The following is a 17,898-nucleotide window of genomic DNA, read 5'->3' as shown; positions in this document are numbered from 1 at the left end:
CGCCCGGTGAACAGACCCCTGTACGAACAGAGGCAGCGGCCGTCCCGTGCGCTCGGCAGTGGCCGTCAGAGCGGCGTGCGCGGCGGGCTGGAAGGCACCATCGAGCAGGACCTGACCTCTTCGGGTGACCGCGCCGGGCACCGGATCCACGAACGTCCCGCCTCTCGGCCCGCCGGGGCCCGGGGCCGCCGGCGCCGGTGCTACCGCCGACGCTGGCGCGGCGTGCCAGCGGAATGACAGCGGAAGACATGCCGAACGGTGAGCGGGGACCGCTGGACTGGTCCTGTAACCGCCTGCGGCCACCACCGGACACGGTGGTCCGCCCCGACTCCTGGGGAGACACCATGAACAAGGACCTGAGCACCCTCGCCGACGAGATCCTCGAGCTCGAGGCCGAGACCTTCGAGATCTCCGACTACTCGGACGCCAGCGAGGTCGTGCTGGCCGGCTGCACCAGCACCAGCTCCACCTCGACCTCCAGCTCCACCTGCAGCACCACCTCCTGCTCCGCCTGACCCAGCGTCCGGCGCGGCAACGCCCGGTCGGCGCCCGCCTCCTTCACGGAGGAGGGCGCCGACCGGGCGCTCGGCATGCCCGGGACCGGTCACGACGACGCCCAACGAGGCATGTCCCGGCCGCGGGCCGGAGAGCAGGCCGGGGTGAAAGTGAACACCGTGAAAAGGTTCGGAGAATCCGGTGGATCGAGCGCGCTCGCCTCCCTGGCCGTACCGCCGGTAAGTCCACGGCCCGCCACCCAAAGACAAGCCATTTACCAGTAAATATGCTCTGCCGGAACGTATTTGACGAAGCGTCAGTGACTGAAAGTTGCCTCTCAGGCATTTCACAACCACCCCTTGACCCACGTTCTACGCCAGTAGACACTCACCACTGCCGCAAGACCGAAGGCATACGTGCACTACGACTTCACAATCTGCGCCGTACTGCCCGTGTCGGCGAAAAAGCAGGTGTCCCGAATGAGCCACCGCTCGGACAGGACCCGCTTCGACGGCATGGCACCGCCACCCCGGAGGGGGTAGCGATCCGGATCCGCAGAAGTGCGAGGGTCAACGGGGGGACCAGGTGCGTTTTCAGTTGCTCGGCCCGCTCAGCATTACCGACGGGCGTGAGGTGGTCGTCCTTCCACCGGCCAAGCCGACATCGCTGCTGGCGGCGCTGCTGGTCCGGCCCGGCGAGGTGGTCCCCACGGAGCGGCTGCGCCAGGCCGTCTGGGGGGAGAGGCAACCGGCGACGGCGAAGGCGGCCCTGCAGAGCTGCGTCCTGCGGCTGCGCCGTCTCTTCGCCAAGTACGACATCGAGGAGCAGGCGGTGGTCGCGGTCGCCGGGGGGTACCGCCTTCCGGCCGACGGTGACACCCTGGACCTGCTGCACTTCCGCCGTCTGGTGTCGGAGGCAGCCGGCGCCGGAGAGTCCGAACTCCCCTTGCTGCGCACGGCACTCGGCCTGTGGCGGGGACCGCTTCTGGCCAATGTCCCCTCCGACCTCCTGCACCGCGACGAGGTGCCCCGGCTGGTCGAGGAACGCCTGCGCGTCCTGGAACGCCTCTGTGAAATACAACTGGCCCGCGGACGGTGTCGCGAGGTCCTGGTGGACCTGTGGGAGGCCACCCGGACCCACCCCCAGCACGAAGGGCTCTCCGCCCAGCTGATGCGGGCGCTCTACGGTGCCGGACGGCAGAACGAGGCGCTCGCCGAGTACCGGAGGATCAGGACGCACCTGCGGGACGAACTCGGCGTCGACCCGGGCGCGGCACTGCAGAACCTGGAACTGGCCATTCTGCGCGGCGAGGAACTCCCCGGCGCGGCCCTCGCCCCGGCGGAGCGCGGCGGGCACGGCGCCGCGGCCGGAGCGGTCCCGTCCGGCAACGACCACCCGTCCCCGGGGCCGGACCCCTCGCCGCGCCCCCGGCTGCCCCGTGTCCCCGGCTTCACCGGACGCTCCCGTGAGACCGCCGACCTCGTGGACCACCTGAACGGCGGTGGCCGGGGCGACGGGCGGACCGACACCGCTCCGGTGATCGCGGTCATCTCCGGAGGGCCCGGCATGGGCAAGACCGCGCTGGCGCTGCACGCCGCGCGGCTGGTGGCCGACCGCTACCCGGCGGGCGGCGTGCTGCTGCCGCTGGCCCGGCCCGACGGCACGCCGCGGCCCGCCGGCGAGGCTGCGGCCGAACTGCGCGCCGTGCTCCCCGCCGGCGCCCCCCGCGGGTCGTGCCTGGTGGTGCTCGACGACGTCGTGCACCCGGACCAGGTGAGGGGCCTGCTCGACGTGCCCGGCTGCGGTGCCCTCGTCGTCACGAGCCGCATGCGGCTGGCCGCCCTGGTCGCCACGCACGGCCCGGCGGTACTGCAACTGGGCGCGCTGACACCGCAGGAGTCGATGGCCCTGCTCACCGCCGTCCTGGGGCGGGAGCGGGTCGCGGCGGAGGCCGCTCACGCGCGTACTCTCACGGACCTGTGCGGGCATGTTCCGCTCGCGCTGCGGATCGCCGCCGCCCGGCTGCTGACCCGGCCCAAGCTGCGCCTGGCGGACTACGCCGCGTGGCTGTGCCGGGACCTGCCGGCCCGGCTGGCGCTGCCCGACGACCCCCGGATGTCGGTGCCCCTGACACTCGACGAGGCCCTGGACCGGCTGCCCGGACCGCTGGCCGACGCGCACCTGCGGCTGGCCCGTCTCAACGGGCAGCTCACCGCACCGGACGCGGCCACCGCGCTCCGCGTGCCCGAGACCCACGCCGAGGAACTGCTCGAACGGCTCCTCGACACCGGACTCCTCGACGAGGAACAGCCAGGAACCCTGCGCATGAACAGCCTGTTCCGTGTGCACGCGCTGCACCGGGCGGCCCCGACGGACGACCTCCCTCAAGCCGTCGTCGCTCCGGCCCGGCTCGCGCTGCCGTCCGGAGCCACCTGACGGCGCCGGCACCACCACGACGGGGACGCGGCCGGCCCGGCCGTCCCACGCCCCAACGCCCCGCTCCCACCCACTCCTTCAGATCCCCCGCGGCCGACAGGCCCCGACCCGGAGGTGCGACCCCCGCATGCCCACGACGCCCTACGAGGAGACCGCGGACACCCGGCCCAGGGTGCGCCGCGACGTGCTGTTCACCGAGACGCCCACCGGCGTGATCTTCCACAACGCCGACGGCGGCTTCCAGCTCAGCTCCCCGTCCGCCTACCGGTTCGCCACTCTCCTCGTCCCGCACCTGGACGGGAGCCGGACCGTGGCGGAGATCTGCGCGGGTTTCCCCGACCCGCAGAAGGCGATGGTCGGCGGCCTGGTCAAGGCGCTCTACGCCCGCGGCTTCGCCCGGCCCGTGCCGGACGCCGGACACGGACCCGGCACGTCCCCGGACGCGGAGGTCACCGCACACTTCGCGCCGCAGATCGCCTACATCGACCACTACGCCGACGACGCCGGGGACAGGTTCGCCGCGTTCCGCGGCACCCGCGTCGCGGTGCTCGGTGACGGCCCGGTCGCGCGCTGGTGCGCGCTGTCCCTGATCCGCAACGGCTGCGCGCACGTCGCCGTGGAGGCCGCCCTGGCCGAAGGCCCCGCCACCGCCGCGGAGTTCGGCCGGCTCCGGGAGGAGGCGGCGGAGCTCACCGCGCAGGGGGCCCCGGCCGAGGTGGCGGTGCTGCCCGCGGCCGGCCCGGCCGGCTGGGACGCGTACGAGGGGTTTGACGTGGTGGTCGCCGCCGCGGGCCGCGACGCGTTCCGGACCGCGGTCGCCCTGCTCGGCCAGGGCGTGCCCGAGGGCCGCACGCTGCTGCCCGCCTGGACGTTCGGCGGCCGGGCGGTGGTCGGACCGGTCAGCGCACCGGACACGGAAGGCTGTCTCGCCTGCGCGGCACTGCGGCTCGGCGCGACCGGGGACCCGGCGGTGGCGGCCGGCCTGTGGAGCGGGCTGGCCCTGGGAACCACTCCGGCCCCCGGGCCGCGCGGCCCCCTGGCGGCGATGCTCGGCAACCTGCTCGGCTACGAGGTGTTCCGGCTGGTCACCCAGGCCCTGCCGGCCGAGACCCGGGGCCAGGTGCTGCTCCAGGACATGGCCTCCTTCGACGTCCTCGCGGAGCGGCTGCTGCCCCACCCGCGCTGCCCGTACTGCCGGACCCGGCCCGCCGCGCCCGAACCTGTCGACCTGACTTCGGCCCCCGCGCGGCCCGCCTTCGAGCCGGTCGTCGCCGCCGCACCGGACGACGGCGCGACCGAGGGCCCGCTGGCCGAACTGGCCCGCCGGTCGCTCGCGATCCGGCCGTCCGTCGGGGTCTTCACCCGGTACGCGGACGAGCCGGTCACCCAGACCCCGCTGAAGGTCGGCGGGGTGGAGGTCGGCCTGGGCGCGGCCGGGACCCGGACCGTCGTCGCGTTCGACGTCCAGCACACCGCGGGCGCCCGCCTGCGGGCTCTCGACGCCGCGGCCGGGGTCTACGCGGAGCACGTGGTCCCCGCCCTCCCCACACCGGGCGGCGCGTCCCTCGCGGACGGCGCGGAGGCCGCGCGGGTGCGGCCGGAGACGCTCTCCACGGCGACCGGCGCCGGGGGTGATCCGGTCGCCGCCTGGATCCCGGCCACGTCCCTGCTGACCAAGGAGCAGATCCTGGTACCGGCCGGTGCCGTGCGGCCGTTCGGACCGGACAACCAGGACCGCCGGTTCGAGCCGACGCGCGCCGGGGCCGGCGCGGGCGACGGGCTGCCCGCCGCCGCGGCGGCCGGACTGCTGTCGGCGCTCGCCCACGACGCGCTGCAGCGGGCCGTGCGCGGCACCGGACGGACCGCGGCCCTCTCCCCGGCGCTGCTGGCCGACGACCCCGAGGGAACCTTCCTGCTGCGTTCCGCCGGACATCTGGGCCTGGAGACCGAACTCCTCGACCTCGGGGAGGCGGACCGCACCGGGGTGTCCGTGGTGCTGGCCCGCACACGTCCCGCGGAGCCGGGCGAGCCGGTGCGGTGGGCCGTCGGCGCCGCCCTGGACCGGGCGGCGGCGGCCGGCGACGCCCTCCGCGACCTGATCGGTACGGTGCAGCTCACCGCCGAGGGGGTGCTGGGCACGCCCGATCCGGGCGATCCGCTGCTGGCCGATCTGGACGCGGCCCTGATCCCGGTCACGGTCCCCGCGGCCGAGGAGGAGCCGTCGGCGAGCCGGCCGCCGGTGACGTGGGCGGACGTCCTGGAGCGGCTGGCCTCGGCCGGACGGGACGCCCTCGTCGTGCCCACGCACGCGGCCGACCTGCCCGCCGCCGGGATCCACACCGTCCGTGTTCTGCTCACCGGGGCGGCCGGCGATGACCGCTGACCTGACCGAGGCCGCCGCCCAGCCGCGCGAGGACGCGTGCCGCCGCTTCGCGGAGGGCCTCCGCCGGGCCCTGCGCGACCTGCCCGCCGTACCCGGACGGCCGGTCCCCGGCATCGGGGTCGGCGCGCTCGGCGTGCGGGACGCCTTCGCCGGCACCGGAGACCTCCCGGACGACGTCCTGCCCGTGCACCTGTACGGCCGGCAGGCGGTGATCGGCCCCTGGCCCGCCGAGGGGCGGGCGGGTTGCGCCGTGTGCCTGCGGCGCCGCTGGCAGGGGGTGCGCTCGGTCGGTCTGCGGGAGGGCCTGGAACTGCGCGGCGGCACCCGGGAGGCGGGCCCCTGGCCCTATCCGGTGCCGTTCGCCGTGCAGGCGGTCGCCACGCTGATCGCCCGGCTCGCCGCGGCCGGCCCTGACCGGGACGCGCCGTTCCCCGACGTCTGGCTGATGGACCTCGAGGACCTGACGACCCGTCATCACCCCTTGGTGCCCGAGCCGGACTGCCCCCGCTGCGGCACCCCTGAACCGGTGACGGCCGAGTCGGCGGCCCTGAGCCTGCGGCCCGCGCCGAAGTACCGGCCGGGCGTCGGCCGGGTCCGCCCGCTGGACGACTACGGCCTGCGGGTGGACGCGTTCGCCAACCCGCACTGGGGGGCGATCGGCCCGTCGGTGGTGTGCGACGTCACCTCGCCGACCACCTCGGCCACGGTGGGCTGCTTCTCCAGTCGCTCCGGCGACTACCTGCGGGAGACGTTCTGGGGCGGGCACGCCGACACGTACCACGACAGCACCCGCATCGGCGTGCTGGAGGGCCTGGAACGCTTCGCCGGGATGCGCGCCCGGGGCCGCGCCGTCACCCTGACCGCCGCCCTGGACGACCTCGGTCCGGACGCCGTCGACCCGCGCGAGACCGGCCTGTACACGGACGACTTCCACCGGGCGAACCCCTGGGTGCCTCCGTTCGCACCGGACCGGGCGATCCCCTGGGTGTGGGGCTGGTCGCTGCGGAACGGACGGCCGCGCCCCGTACCGGAGATCCTGGCCTTCTACCACAAGCCGGGCATCGAGCACCGCTTCGTGCAGGAGAGCTCCAACGGCTGCGCCTCCGGGGGCAGTCTGGAGGAGGCCGTGCTCAGCGGCCTGATGGAGGCCCTGGAGCGGGACGCCTTCCTGCTCGCCTGGCACGGGATGCAGCCGCTGCGCGAGATCGACCCGTCGACCAGCGCCGACCCGCGCACCCGGTTCATGGTCGACCGCATGGCCATGTACGGGTACCGGGCCCGGTTCTTCGACACCCGGATCACCTTCCCGGTTCCCGTGGTCACCGGGGTCGCCGAGCGGTTCGACGGGGGGCCCGCCCGGATGTGCTTCGGGGCCGGGGCCTCCCTCGACCCGGAGGCCGCGCTCGCCGCCGCTCTGTGCGAGATCGCCACCGACTCGGTGCAGCTGCTGCACCGCTTCGAGCGCAACGCGGCCGGGTACCTCGCCATGGCCGCCGACCACGAGAAGATCACCAGCCTGCACGACCACCCGCTGGTCTACGCGGTGCCGGAGATGGGCCGTCACGCCGACTTCCTGCTGCGGCAGTCCGCGCCCGCGCGGCCCTCGAGCGTGGCCGACCTGGCCTGGAGCCGCGCCGACGGCTCCGGCCCGGACGTGCGGGACGACCTGCTCGCCGCCGTGGAGTCCGTGACGTCCGCCGGGTTCGACGTCGTCGTCGTCGACCAGACCACGCCCGAGCAGCACGCCCTCGGGCTGTACACCGTGAAGGTTCTGGTGCCCGGACTGCTGCCGCTCGACTTCGGCTGGAGCAGGCAGCGGGCCCGGCACATGCCGCGCATGCGCACCGCGCTGCGTGAGGCGGGGCTGCGTGCGGACGACCTGACCGAGGCCGGTCTCAACCCCGGCCCGCATCCGTTCCCATGAGCGACCGACCGCCCCGGCGCGTGAACCGTGAACGCCGACGAACCCGACGAACCCGACGAACCGAGGAAGAACCGAGGAAAGGGGGATCCCGTGGGGTACGCCCATGAATACGCGCACGCCATCCTGCACCGCGGGCGCGTCCCGATGGAGCCCACCGACCATGTCGTGAACTGGGACGACGGTCCGCGCAAGGGCAAGTACTACCCGCACGCCGAGGCGTTCGCGCTGCCCGCCACCGAGGACCTCGCCGACGTCCCGGTCGCGCCGGGTCTGCTGCCCGGCGCGGTCCCGGTGCGGGACGGCGACGCCGCCCGCGGCTTCAGTCTGCCGCTGCTGTCGGCGATGCTCCAGGACTCCTACGGGCTGACCGGGCGCCGCCTGGGCATCCAGGCCAACACCGACCTGCCCGGTCTGCCGTTCTACACGCACGCCAACTGGTCGCGCGGCACCGCGGGCGGCGGGGGCCTGTACCCGGTGAGCATCCACTGGGCGTCCGGTGCCTCCGGTCCCCTCGCCCCCGGCCTGCACTACTACGACATCCACCGGCACGCCCTGCAGCGGCTGCTGGCCGGCGACGTCACCGACCGGGTCCGCCGGGCGCTGGGCCCGGACGCGCCCGCCGAGGCCCTCGACACCGACCAGTACCTGATCCTCGGCGTCAAGTACTGGCAGAACTCCTTCAAGTACAACAGCTTCTCCTTCCACGTGGTCTCCACCGACGTCGGCACCCTGGTGCACACCTGGCGGATCTGGGCCGCCGCCCGGGGGCTGCGCCTCGCCCCCGTCATGTGGTTCGACGAGTCCCGGCTCAACGAACTGCTCGGGGTGGAGGGCGGGGAGGAGACCGTGTTCGCGGTCGTGCCGCTGCGCTGGGACGCACCGGCGTCCTCACGGGCCCCGGCCCTCGACGACGCCCCGCGCACCGACCCGGCCCACCGGCCCTCCGTCCGCCACCGGGACGTCGAACGCTCCCGCACCCTGCTGGACTTCACCGCGCTGCGCGAGATGCACTCCGCGACCCTGGCCGGCGCCACCGACCGGCCCGTCCCCGGGGCGCTGGCGGCCGCCGCGGCCCTGCCCGCCGACGCCGGCGGCGACCGGGTGGAGCTGCCCGCTCCGGCCTTCCCCGGCACCGGCCTGCGCCGCACCCTGCGCGACCGGCGCTCCAGCTTCGGCCGGTTCGACGCCCGGCGCCGGGTGGCCGGGGAGCATCTGTCGGCGGTGCTGGCGGCCTGCGCCGGGACCCGGCTGGCGGGCGACACCGACCCGGCCGGCGAGGTCCGGCTGGCCCGGATGTACGCCTTCGTCAACCACGTCGAGGGCGTGGAGCAGGGCGCGTACGTCTACGACGCCGAACGCGGCGACCTGCGGCTGGTGGCCGCCGGCCCGCAGGGTTCCTTCCTCCAGGAGAACTACTTCCTGGCCAACTACAACCTGGAGCAGGCCGGGGTGGTGCTCGTACCCACCGTGCGGACCAGCGCCGTGCTGGACGCCGTCGGCGACCGCGGCTACCGGCTGGCCGTCGGCACCGCCGGCGCCGTCGCGCAGAGCTTCTACCTGGCGGCGTCCGCCCTGGACCTGGGCGCCGGTGTGGCGCTCGGTTTCGACAACGTCTCCTTCGTCGAGCGGCTCGGCCTGACGGACGGCGACGAGGCCCCCCTGCTCATCATGGCCCTCGGTCACGAACGGCCCGGGCCCGCCGACTTCCGCCACGAGATCGCCTGACGGCCGCGAAGGAATGCTCATGACCCCGATAGAGTCCGGCACCCCGGACACCCTCCCGGAGCCCGCCACCGACGCCCACTGGGAACTCGGCCGGCGCTTCGTGCTGCGCGCCGCGGGCCTGCCCGTCGAGACCGTGCACGGCCTGCGTTGCCCCGGCACCCGCCGCTGGGCCGACACCGTGCTGGACGAGGAGGAACGCCTGACGGCCGCCGGTGCGGCGCTGAGCGACCTGCTGCACACCCTGGTCAAGTCGACCACCGGCCCCGAGGAGGACCCGGGTGACGCGGCCGCCCGCCGCGGTCTGATCAACCTGCGGCGGCAGATCTTCAACAACCGGCTGCCGGCCGACCCCACGGCCGCCGTCCGCCTGGTGGCGGAACGGGACCCGGAGACCGGCCGGCTCACCGAGGAGTGGCTGCGCGACCGAGCCCGCCTGGAGGTGCTCCGGGCCGGCGGCGCCGATCTGCTCGCCGGTGAACTGCGGCAGAACCGCCGCGCGTTGCGCGAGGTACTGGCCGACGACCGGTTGCGCCTCGGTCTGCTCCTCGCCTCGCCCGCCCTCGACGGGCGGCTGGACACCTACCTGCGCGACACGAGCCCGCGGCCGGGCAACCGCCTGCGCAAGATCGAGCGGTCCGCGCTGACCTACCTGTACCGCACGGCCTGCAAGACCAGTCCGTTCAGCACCTTCACCGGCATCGGCCTGGGCACCTTCACCGACGGCCCCGCGGACGACGGGGCGGCGCTGCACACCGGCGAGGACTGGGTGAGCCACGTACGGCTCAACGTGGTGGCCCTGGCCCGGCTCACCGAACTGATCAGGTCCGACCCGGAACGCCGTCAGGACCTGCCGGTGGTCCTCTCGCCGGGATGGGGACGCGACGCCGACCGCATCCGCTATGTGCGCCACGTGCTGGCCGCGGGCGACGACAGCGCCGCGGTCACGTTCGACGCGGTCCGCGACCGGCTGTTCTTCCTGCGCAGCAGCGGAACCCTGGAGCGGCTGCTGGAGTGGCTCGGCGGACACCCTGACTCGGTGCGCCACCGGGACCTGGTGACCTGGCTGGAGAGCGAGCACGACGCGGGACGCGAGGCGTGCGAGCGGTACGCGTCGGCCCTGCTGGACCTCGGCATGGTGCAGGTGCCGGTGCTCCGCGCGGACGTGCACGACCGCGATCCGCTGCGCTCCTACCAGGAGGCACTGAGCTCACTGGGCGCCGCCTGGGCCGACCGGCTGACCGGCCTGCTGGACGGCCCGGCCGACTGCCTCGCCCGCTACCCCGGGGCCGGTGTCGACGAACGCCGTGCTCTGTCGGGCGCCCTGCGGACGGGGCTCCTCGACGCCCAGCGGGAACTGGGGGCGGCCGAACCGGCGCTCCCGCAGACCCTGGTGTACGAGGACGTGGACACCGGTGACGTGTCGGAGTGCGCGTCCGCCGTGCTCGGCGGGGACACCGGCCGGGCCCTGCGCGCCGTCGAGGGCGTCCTGCCGCTGTTCGACCTGACGCTGCCGCAGCGCATCACCCTCATGGGCTTCTTCATCGCCCGTTACGGGCGCGGCGGCCGGTGCGACGACCTGCTCGGCCTGGTCCACGACTTCCACGAGGACTTCTTCGACCAGTACATCTCCTTCACCTCCAAGCGGGTCTCGTTCGACGACCAGGGTGCCTATGTGCCCGAGGAGAACTGGCTCGGGCAGAGCGAGATGAAGTCGCTCGACCGGGCCCGCCGCCACTTCCACGCGGGGATGTGCTCCCTGTGGCGGGACGACGCGGAACGCGACGCCGAGGAGATCGAGCTCCCCGCCGCGCTGCTGTCCGAGACCGCGGCCGAACTCGACGGGATCACCGGCCACTTCACCCCGCAGAGCCACCACCTGCAGCTGTCCCGGCCCGAGGGCGGCCGACCCCTGGTGGTGCTCAACAAGTCGTACGGCGGACTGGCCTTCCCCTTCAGCCGGTTCACCCACCTCTACGACGGCACCGCCCCGGACGGCGACCCGGCCGCCCCCGGATTCCGCGACGCGCTGCGCGCGGAGATGGCGGCGCGTTGCCCGGACGGCGCCGTGCTGGCGGAGGTCACCGGCGGTCCGGTCACCAGCAACCTCAACCTGCACGGACGGCTGACCGACTATCAGGTAGTGTGCCCCGGCGAGACCAGCACCGTGCCCGAGGAGGACCGCATCCACCTGGACGACCTCTACGTCGTCCACGACGAGGCGGCCGGCCGACTGGTGCTCCGCTCCCGCCGCCTCGGCCGGGAGGTCGTGCCGGTGTACCTCGGCTACCTCGTGCCGATCGCGCTCCCGGAGATCCCGCGCAGCCTGCTGCTCCTCTCCCCCAGCACCATGGCGCCCTTCGACGTCTGGTCGGGGGTGCCCGAGAGCGAGGCGGTCGGCGGGGTCACCCGCAGGCCCCGGGTCACACACGGGGACGTGGTGGTCGGCCGGCGCACCTGGACCGCGGACGCCGAGGTCCTGCCGGTCCGCGCCCAGGGCTCGGGCGAGGAGGAGCACTACCTGGAGTACCGGCGCTGGCAGCGCGCCCACGGCCTCCCGGACCGCTGCTTCGCCACGGTCTCCCACCCCGGCCAGGGCCCCATCGGGGCCAAGCCCGTCTACGTCGACTTCGACAGCCCGCTGTGCCTGGCCACGTTCGACGCCCTGGTGGAGCGGAAGCCCGGTACCCGGGTGGCCTTCCGGGAGATGCTTCCCGCCGAGGACGGCCTCCACCTCACTTCCCGGCGCGGCCGGCACGTCGCCGAACTCGCCGTGGAGACCTTCACCACCCGTCAGCTGCCGCAGTCCGACCAGGAGGTCGCGCCCTCATGTCCGAACTGACCGAACCCGCGGCCTTCCGGCCCGCCCCGGACGCCGCCCCCTCCCCGTGGCTGGCGCTGCACGTCTTCTACGCGGCCAATCCCCAGCCGCTGCTGGTGAAGTGCGTCCGGCCGCTGGTGGAGCAGCTCACCGAGGAGGGGCTGCTGTCGGGCTACTTCTTCATCAACTACTGGCTGGAGGGCCCGCACGTCCGGCTGCGGCTGCGGCCGAGCGGTCCGGAGGCCGAGGCCGAGGTGCGCCGCCGTGCCGAGGAGGCGATCAGCGGCTTCCTGAAGACCCGTCCCGCCCTGTACGAGGTCGACTCGGGCTTCCTGAAGGACTTCTACAACTCCCTGTTCGACATCGAGTTCCCCGGTGAGGACCGCGCCGCGTACATGGGCCCGGACGGCCGGATGAACCTCAGACCGAACAACTCGTTCTCCTACGAGGTCTACGCCCCCGAGTACGCCAAGTACGGCGGCCCGGCCGGCGTGGAGCTCGCCGAATGGCACTTCCGGCACTCCAGCGACCTCGTGCTGGAGGCGTACCGGAGCATGAACCTGCACCTGCGGACGGTGCTGCTGGGCACCTCGGCGCAGCTGATGATGGTGATGGCCGGCTGCTTCCTGCCCGAGGAGGAGCGGCTCGCGGACTACCTCGACTCCTACTACGACTTCTGGCACCGGCTGTTCCCCGGCACCGGTTTCATCGGGTCCAGCGAGTACGAGCGCACCTACGAGCGGGAGGCACCCGCCCTCGGTGCCCGTTTCGCCCAGGTGCGGCAGACGGTGGCGAGCGGTGACCTGTCCCGGCTGCCGGCGTTCCTGCGCCGCTGGGCCGAGCACTGCCTGGAGCTGCGCGAGCGGGTGGTGGACCTCACCGCGCGCGGCGAACTCGCCTTCCCGGCCTGGGACGGTCCGGCCCGTGAGGACGCCGGCCAGGCACGCGCCGAGGACCCCGACGCGGCCCCCCTGGTGACGGTCACGCATGCCCCGGCGGTGCTGCCCCGCCTCCTCTCCCCCTACATGCACATGACGAACAACCGGCTGCACGTGACCATCCGGGACGAGGCGTACCTGGCCTTCGTCCTGGGCCGGGTGCTGCGGGAACCGGCCGAGGGACGGCAGGCGGCCTCATGAGCACCATCGACCACGCCGGCGCTGCCGCCGGCCGGTCCGGCCGGGCCTCCGGCGAGGACCCGGCCGCGGACCGGGCCGCCGCCGCCCGGGCCTACCGGCCCGCTCTGCGGGAGGGTGTGCTGATCAGTCCGGCGCTGCTGCGCGGCCCGCGCACCGTCCACCTGATCAAGCACCCGGTCAGCGGCGCCGCGTTCGAGGTGGGCCCGCGCGAGCATTTCGTCATCGGCCTGCTCGACGGGACACGGAACGTCGACGACGTGGTGGCCGCGTACGCGGAACGCTTCCGGCGCAGGCTGCCGGAGGAGCAGTGGACGCGGCTCCTGGGTCTGCTGGGCACCCGGGGTCTGCTCGACGGCTCCCCGGAGCCCGCGCCGCCGGAGGCCGGCCCGGCCCGTACCGGCACCTTCTGGGCGGGCACCCGGCGGACCGTCGCCGATGCCCACGCGACGACGGGGCGCCTGCACCGGCTGCTGCGGCCGGTGCTGCGGTCCTGGGCGCAGCTGCCGGTGGCCGCGGCCGTCGTGGTGATGACCGCCGCCGTCCTCCGGGACGCGGGGGCGTTCCTCGACGGGACGTGGCAGCTGCTCACCAACCCCTTGGCGCTGGTCCCGTTCGCGGTCTTCCTCTGGTTCAGCATCTGCCTGCACGAACTCGCCCACGGCGTCGCCGCCCGGCACTACGGCGGCGTGGTGTCCGAGATCGGGCTGCGCTGGCGGTTCCCGGCCATGATGATGTACTGCACGGTCGACAACTACCTGTTCCTGCCCGGCCTGCGGGCGAAACTGGTGGTCGCCGCCGCGGGCGCCTACGTCAACCTGACGCTCCTGCTGCCCTTCGCCCTGTGGTGGGCGCTCCTGGACCCGGCCGACCCCGCCCGCCCGGTGCTGACCGGGATGCTCTTCGTCGGCATCGTGCAGGCGCTGAGCAATCTGGTCCCGCTGCCCCCGCTGGACGGCTACCGCATGCTCGGCCACCTGCTGGGCGCCGCCAACCTCGCCCCGGAGACCGGCGCGTACCTGACCCTGCGCCGCCGCGGGCGGGACGCCGCCGCCGCCTACCCGCCGCGCGCCCGCCGCCTGTACGTCTCCTACGCCGTCACGGCGGCCGCCCTGGTGCTCGTCGCGGCGGCCGGCACCTGCGCCGCCGTCGTGTGGCTGTTCCTCCGATGACGCTCCGACCCCGAAAGAACACGCAACTCATGAATGAGGTACCCGTATGAGCTCCCCCTCCCCCACCACGGACCACGGAGCCCAACCGGCCGTCGTGGTCGACAACGTGACCAAGAACTACGGCAGTCGGCGGGCGGTCGACGGGGTCTCCCTGGACATCCGGCGCGGTGAGTTCTTCGGGCTGCTGGGCCCCAACGGGGCGGGCAAGTCCACCCTGGTGGAGATCATGGAAGGGCTGCGCCGGGCCGACTCCGGCTCGGTCACGGTGTTCGGCGAGCCGACCTGGCCGCGCAACACCGGCCTGCTGCCGCGCATGGGCGTGCAGACCCAGTCCTCGGCCTTCTTCGTGCGGCAGACCGTGCACGAGCACCTGCGCACCGTCGCGGCGCTGTTCGGCACCGACCGTGCGGCCGTCGACCGCACCCTGGAGGCCGTGGGCCTGGGCGACAAGCACGACGTCCGGGTCGACGACCTCTCCGGGGGCCAGCGGCAGCGGCTCGCCATCGCCTCCGCGCTGGTCCACGGCCCCGAACTGATCTTCCTCGACGAGCCGACCGCCGCGCTGGACACGGAGGGCCGGCGCGACCTGTGGGAGGTGCTGCGCGGGCTGAAGGCGGCGGGCCGGACCATCGTCTACACCACCCACCACCTGGACGAGGCGGAAGCGCTCTGCGACCGGGTGGGCATCCTGGTGGACGGCCGGCTCGTCGTCACCGACGAACCGCAGAACCTGATCGGGAACTCCGGCGCCACCAGCCGGCTGCTGGTCCCGCTCGGCCGGATCGACGAGGAGCAGGCCGCCGGCCTGCCGGGCGTGGAGGACGTCGCCGTACAGGGCGGGCACCTCGTCCTGCAGACCCGCGCCACCGGCCGGGTTCTCGCCGCCCTCGACCCCCTCACCGGCCTGGACGGCGTGCAGACCCGCACTCCCAGCCTCGAGGACGTCTACCTCGAGCTCACCGCCCGGCCGCAGTCCCCCCTCGCATCGAACAACCAGGAGCAGTCATGAGCGCCTACTCCGCGCTGACCGCGGCGGGCTACCGCGCCCAGGTCCGGGACAAGACGACCGTCTTCTTCACCTTCGCCTTCCCGCTGATCTTCCTCGTCGTCTTCGGTCTCGTCTTCCGCGGTCGCAGCGTCGAGGAGAGCGGCTTCTCCTACCTGTCCTACACGGCCGCCGGGGTGCTCTCCTGGGGTGTCGCCAACGCCGCCGTCTTCGGCATCGGGTTCACGCTGATGCAGTGGCGCTCGGACGACATCCTGCGCATGATCCGGCTGTCCCCCGCCCCGCTGACCGCCGTCATCGGTTCCCGGTACGTGCTCGCCCTGGGCGTGGGCCTGGTGCAGTCCGTGCTGTTCGTCGGGGTGGCGATGCTTCCGGGCTTCGACCTGGTGCCCGACTCCCGGTGGCCGCTGCTGATCCCCGTCCTGATCCTCGGCATCACCACGTTCCTGCTGCTCGGCGTGATCATCGGCAGCATCGCCGACACCCCGGAGTCGGTGGCCGGCATCGCCAACTTCCTGATGCTGCCCATGGCGTTCCTGTCCGGTTCGTTCTTCCCGCTGGACGCCATGCCGGACTGGCTGCAGAAGGTCTCGATGGTCCTGCCGCTGCGCTACCTCAACGACGGGGTGTCGGCCGCGCTGACCGGCCGCGGCGATCTGTCGGACATCGGCTGGGGTTCCCTCGGGCTCGTCGCGTTCGCCGTGGTCTTCGGTGCCGTCGCGGCCCGCACCTTCCGCTGGACGAAGTCCTCATGAGCACCGCGACCCTGCCGCTCGCGCACCCGATGACACGGGCCCGCGATGCCCTGCAGGCAGCCCTGGACGGCCACTTCGGCGCCGACGGCGCCCCCCGGGTGGTCCCGGTGGGCGCCGTCGGCGCGGGCGGCCCCCACGCCCGGGAGCGTGACCCCTGGGCCGCGGACCGCCCCACCGCGCTGGTCCACGTCACCGCCTCGGCGGTGCTGCTCGGCCCGTGGGGCGGCGACGGGACCGCTCCCGCCTGCGGCCGCTGCCTGGCCCTGCGCTGGCAGCGACTGCGCAGCCGCAGCGAACGCAACGCCCTGGAGACCGCCGGTCCCGACGGGCCCCGCCCTGCCGGGGCCTGGCCGGTTCTCACCGGCCACGTCCGGGACACCGTGACCGCGCTGTGCGAGGCACTGCTGCGCGGGCCGCTCCCGGCGCCCCCGGCGGAGCATCCGGCGGACCGCGCCCTGCCGCAGGTGACCCGGCTGGACCTGGCGAACCTGACGATCCGGACGTACCCGCTGCTCGCCGACCCGCTCTGCCCGGACTGCGGCCACCACGCCCCGGCGACGGCCGGCGCCGAGCCGCTCACCCTCGCCCCGCGTCCCAAGCCGGACCCGGACACCTACCGGCTGCGCTCGGCCTTCTCCTACCCGCTGCCCACCGACGCCCTGGCCAACCCGGTCTGTGGCGCCCTGGGAGCCGGCACCTGGACCGACGTCACCTCGTCGACCACCGCCCCGGTGGCCGGCAGTGCCTTCGTCCGGGGCTATGCGGGACTGCACGACGTCACCTGGAGCGGGCAGGAGAACTCCTTCGCCACCAGCCGCCGCCTGGCGTTCCTGGAGGGCCTGGAACGGTACGCGGGCACCCACCGGCGCGGGGGCCGCGCGCCGGTCGTCGGCTCCTACGAGGAGTTGCGGGCCGACGCGGTCGACCCCGAGGTGTGCGGGCTGTACAGCCCGGAGACCTACCGGGACGACCCGCTGACCGCCCCCTTCGACCCGGGCCGCCCCATCCCCTGGGAGTGGGGCTGGTCGCTGCGGGACGACCGTCCGGTGCTGGTGCCGTCGCGGCTGGTCTACTACAGCGCGCCGCTGGCCGGGGACAACTTCGTCTTCGAGTGCTCCAACGGCTGCGCCATCGGCGGCTGCCTGGAGGAGGCCGTTCTGGGCGGTCTGCTCGAACTCGTCGAGCGGGACTCCTTCCTGAACGGCTGGTACGGCGCCGCCCGGCTGCCCCGTGTCGACCTGACCACGGTGGGCAGTCCCACGGCCGTCGCGATGGCCGAGCGGGCCGCCCTGCAGGGCTACGACGTCCACGTCTTCGACAACCGGATCGACCTGGCGATCCCGGCCGTCACCGTGGTCGGCGTCCGCCGGGACGGCGGGCCGGGCACCCTGTCCTTCGCCGCGGCGGCCTCCCTGGACCCGAGGTCCGCGGTCGAGGGGGCCCTGTCGGAGGTGCTGAGCTACATCCCGCACCTGTCCCGGCAGACCGCCGAGCGCCGGGACGAGCTGGAGTCCATGGCGGACGACTTCTTCCTGGTGCGTCATCTGAAGGACCACCCCCAGCTGTACGGGCTGCCCCGGATGTCCGCGTACGCGCGGGCCTATCTGGAGCCGTCCCCGGCCCGTCCCTTCGACGATGTGTACGGCGACTGGGAGCGCCACGGCCGGCCGCGCACCGGCGACCTGCGGGACGACGTCGCGGTGGTGCGGGACGAACTGGTCGCGGCGGGCCACGACGTGATCGTCGTCGACCAGACCTCGCCGGAGCAGGAGCGGGCGGGGCTGCGCACTGTCGCCACCGTGGTGCCGGGGCTGTTGCCGATCGACTTCGGCTGGAACCGGCAGCGGGCCCTGCTCATGCCCCGGCTGCGGACGGCGCTGCGCCGCGGCGGGCACCGGGACAGCGACCTGACCGACGCGGACGTCGTGCGGGCCCCGCACCCCTTCCCCTGAATCCATCCGTCCTCTTCCGGGTCCCCGCTGCGGCGCGGCGGGGACCCGGCCGTCCTTGCGGAGTCGGCCGATGAACCCGCCGTCCCACCCCTCCCC

General features: G+C 74.1%; 11 protein-coding genes. All 11 read left to right on the top strand.

The window, feature by feature from the left end; all coding sequences use genetic code 11:
* The first annotated feature begins 344 nt into the window (after positions 1–344).
* The 11 genes from AOK11_RS11715 (at position 345) to AOK11_RS11665 (ending at position 17,802) form a co-directional block, all read left to right on the top strand.
* Complete coding sequence (locus AOK11_RS11715; RefSeq protein WP_031128743.1) at positions 345–515, top strand: thiazolylpeptide-type bacteriocin; 171 nt, start codon at positions 345–347, stop codon at positions 513–515.
* 565 nt (positions 516–1,080) lie between these two features.
* Positions 1,081–2,931, top strand: coding sequence for an AfsR/SARP family transcriptional regulator (locus AOK11_RS11710; RefSeq protein ID WP_055593613.1), 1,851 nt, complete (start codon positions 1,081–1,083; stop codon positions 2,929–2,931).
* 127 nt (positions 2,932–3,058) lie between these two features.
* The gene (locus AOK11_RS11705; RefSeq protein ID WP_055593612.1) at positions 3,059–5,314 is read left to right on the top strand and encodes a TOMM precursor leader peptide-binding protein; all 2,256 of its coding nucleotides are present in this window, start codon (positions 3,059–3,061) and stop codon (positions 5,312–5,314) included.
* The gene (locus tag AOK11_RS11700) at positions 5,304–7,238 is read left to right on the top strand and encodes a TOMM precursor leader peptide-binding protein (RefSeq protein ID WP_055593625.1); all 1,935 of its coding nucleotides are present in this window, start codon (positions 5,304–5,306) and stop codon (positions 7,236–7,238) included. The genes AOK11_RS11705 and AOK11_RS11700 overlap by 11 nt, the downstream gene beginning before the upstream one ends.
* Before the next feature lie 90 nt (positions 7,239–7,328).
* Positions 7,329–8,963, top strand: coding sequence for a nitroreductase family protein (locus tag AOK11_RS11695; protein ID WP_055593624.1), 1,635 nt, complete (start codon positions 7,329–7,331; stop codon positions 8,961–8,963).
* Between the two features lie 13 nt (positions 8,964–8,976).
* Complete coding sequence (locus AOK11_RS11690) at positions 8,977–11,802, top strand: lantibiotic dehydratase (protein ID WP_420902981.1); 2,826 nt, start codon at positions 8,977–8,979, stop codon at positions 11,800–11,802.
* Positions 11,790–12,920: a lantibiotic dehydratase C-terminal domain-containing protein gene (locus tag AOK11_RS11685; protein ID WP_055593610.1), complete on the top strand. Its 1,131-nt coding sequence runs from the start codon at positions 11,790–11,792 to the stop codon at positions 12,918–12,920. Before AOK11_RS11690 ends, AOK11_RS11685 begins: the two co-directional genes overlap by 13 nt.
* The gene (locus AOK11_RS11680) at positions 12,917–14,089 is read left to right on the top strand and encodes a metalloprotease (RefSeq protein WP_055593609.1); all 1,173 of its coding nucleotides are present in this window, start codon (positions 12,917–12,919) and stop codon (positions 14,087–14,089) included. The genes AOK11_RS11685 and AOK11_RS11680 overlap by 4 nt, the downstream gene beginning before the upstream one ends.
* Positions 14,090–14,135: 46 nt before the next feature.
* Positions 14,136–15,098, top strand: a complete 963-nt coding sequence (locus AOK11_RS11675; RefSeq protein ID WP_055593608.1) for an ABC transporter ATP-binding protein — start codon at positions 14,136–14,138, stop codon at positions 15,096–15,098.
* The gene (locus tag AOK11_RS11670) at positions 15,095–15,850 is read left to right on the top strand and encodes an ABC transporter permease (RefSeq protein ID WP_055593607.1); all 756 of its coding nucleotides are present in this window, start codon (positions 15,095–15,097) and stop codon (positions 15,848–15,850) included. Before AOK11_RS11675 ends, AOK11_RS11670 begins: the two co-directional genes overlap by 4 nt.
* Positions 15,847–17,802, top strand: a complete 1,956-nt coding sequence (locus AOK11_RS11665) for a TOMM precursor leader peptide-binding protein (RefSeq protein WP_055593606.1) — start codon at positions 15,847–15,849, stop codon at positions 17,800–17,802. The genes AOK11_RS11670 and AOK11_RS11665 overlap by 4 nt, the downstream gene beginning before the upstream one ends.
* The last annotated feature ends 96 nt before the right edge of the window (positions 17,803–17,898 follow it).

The sequence above is a fragment of the Streptomyces hirsutus genome (genome assembly GCF_001418415.1).
Taxonomy (GTDB): Bacteria; Actinomycetota; Actinomycetes; order Streptomycetales; family Streptomycetaceae; genus Streptomyces; species Streptomyces hirsutus.
Note: the sequence above shows the minus strand (reverse complement) of the source record. Positions and strands in the feature narration are given on the sequence as shown.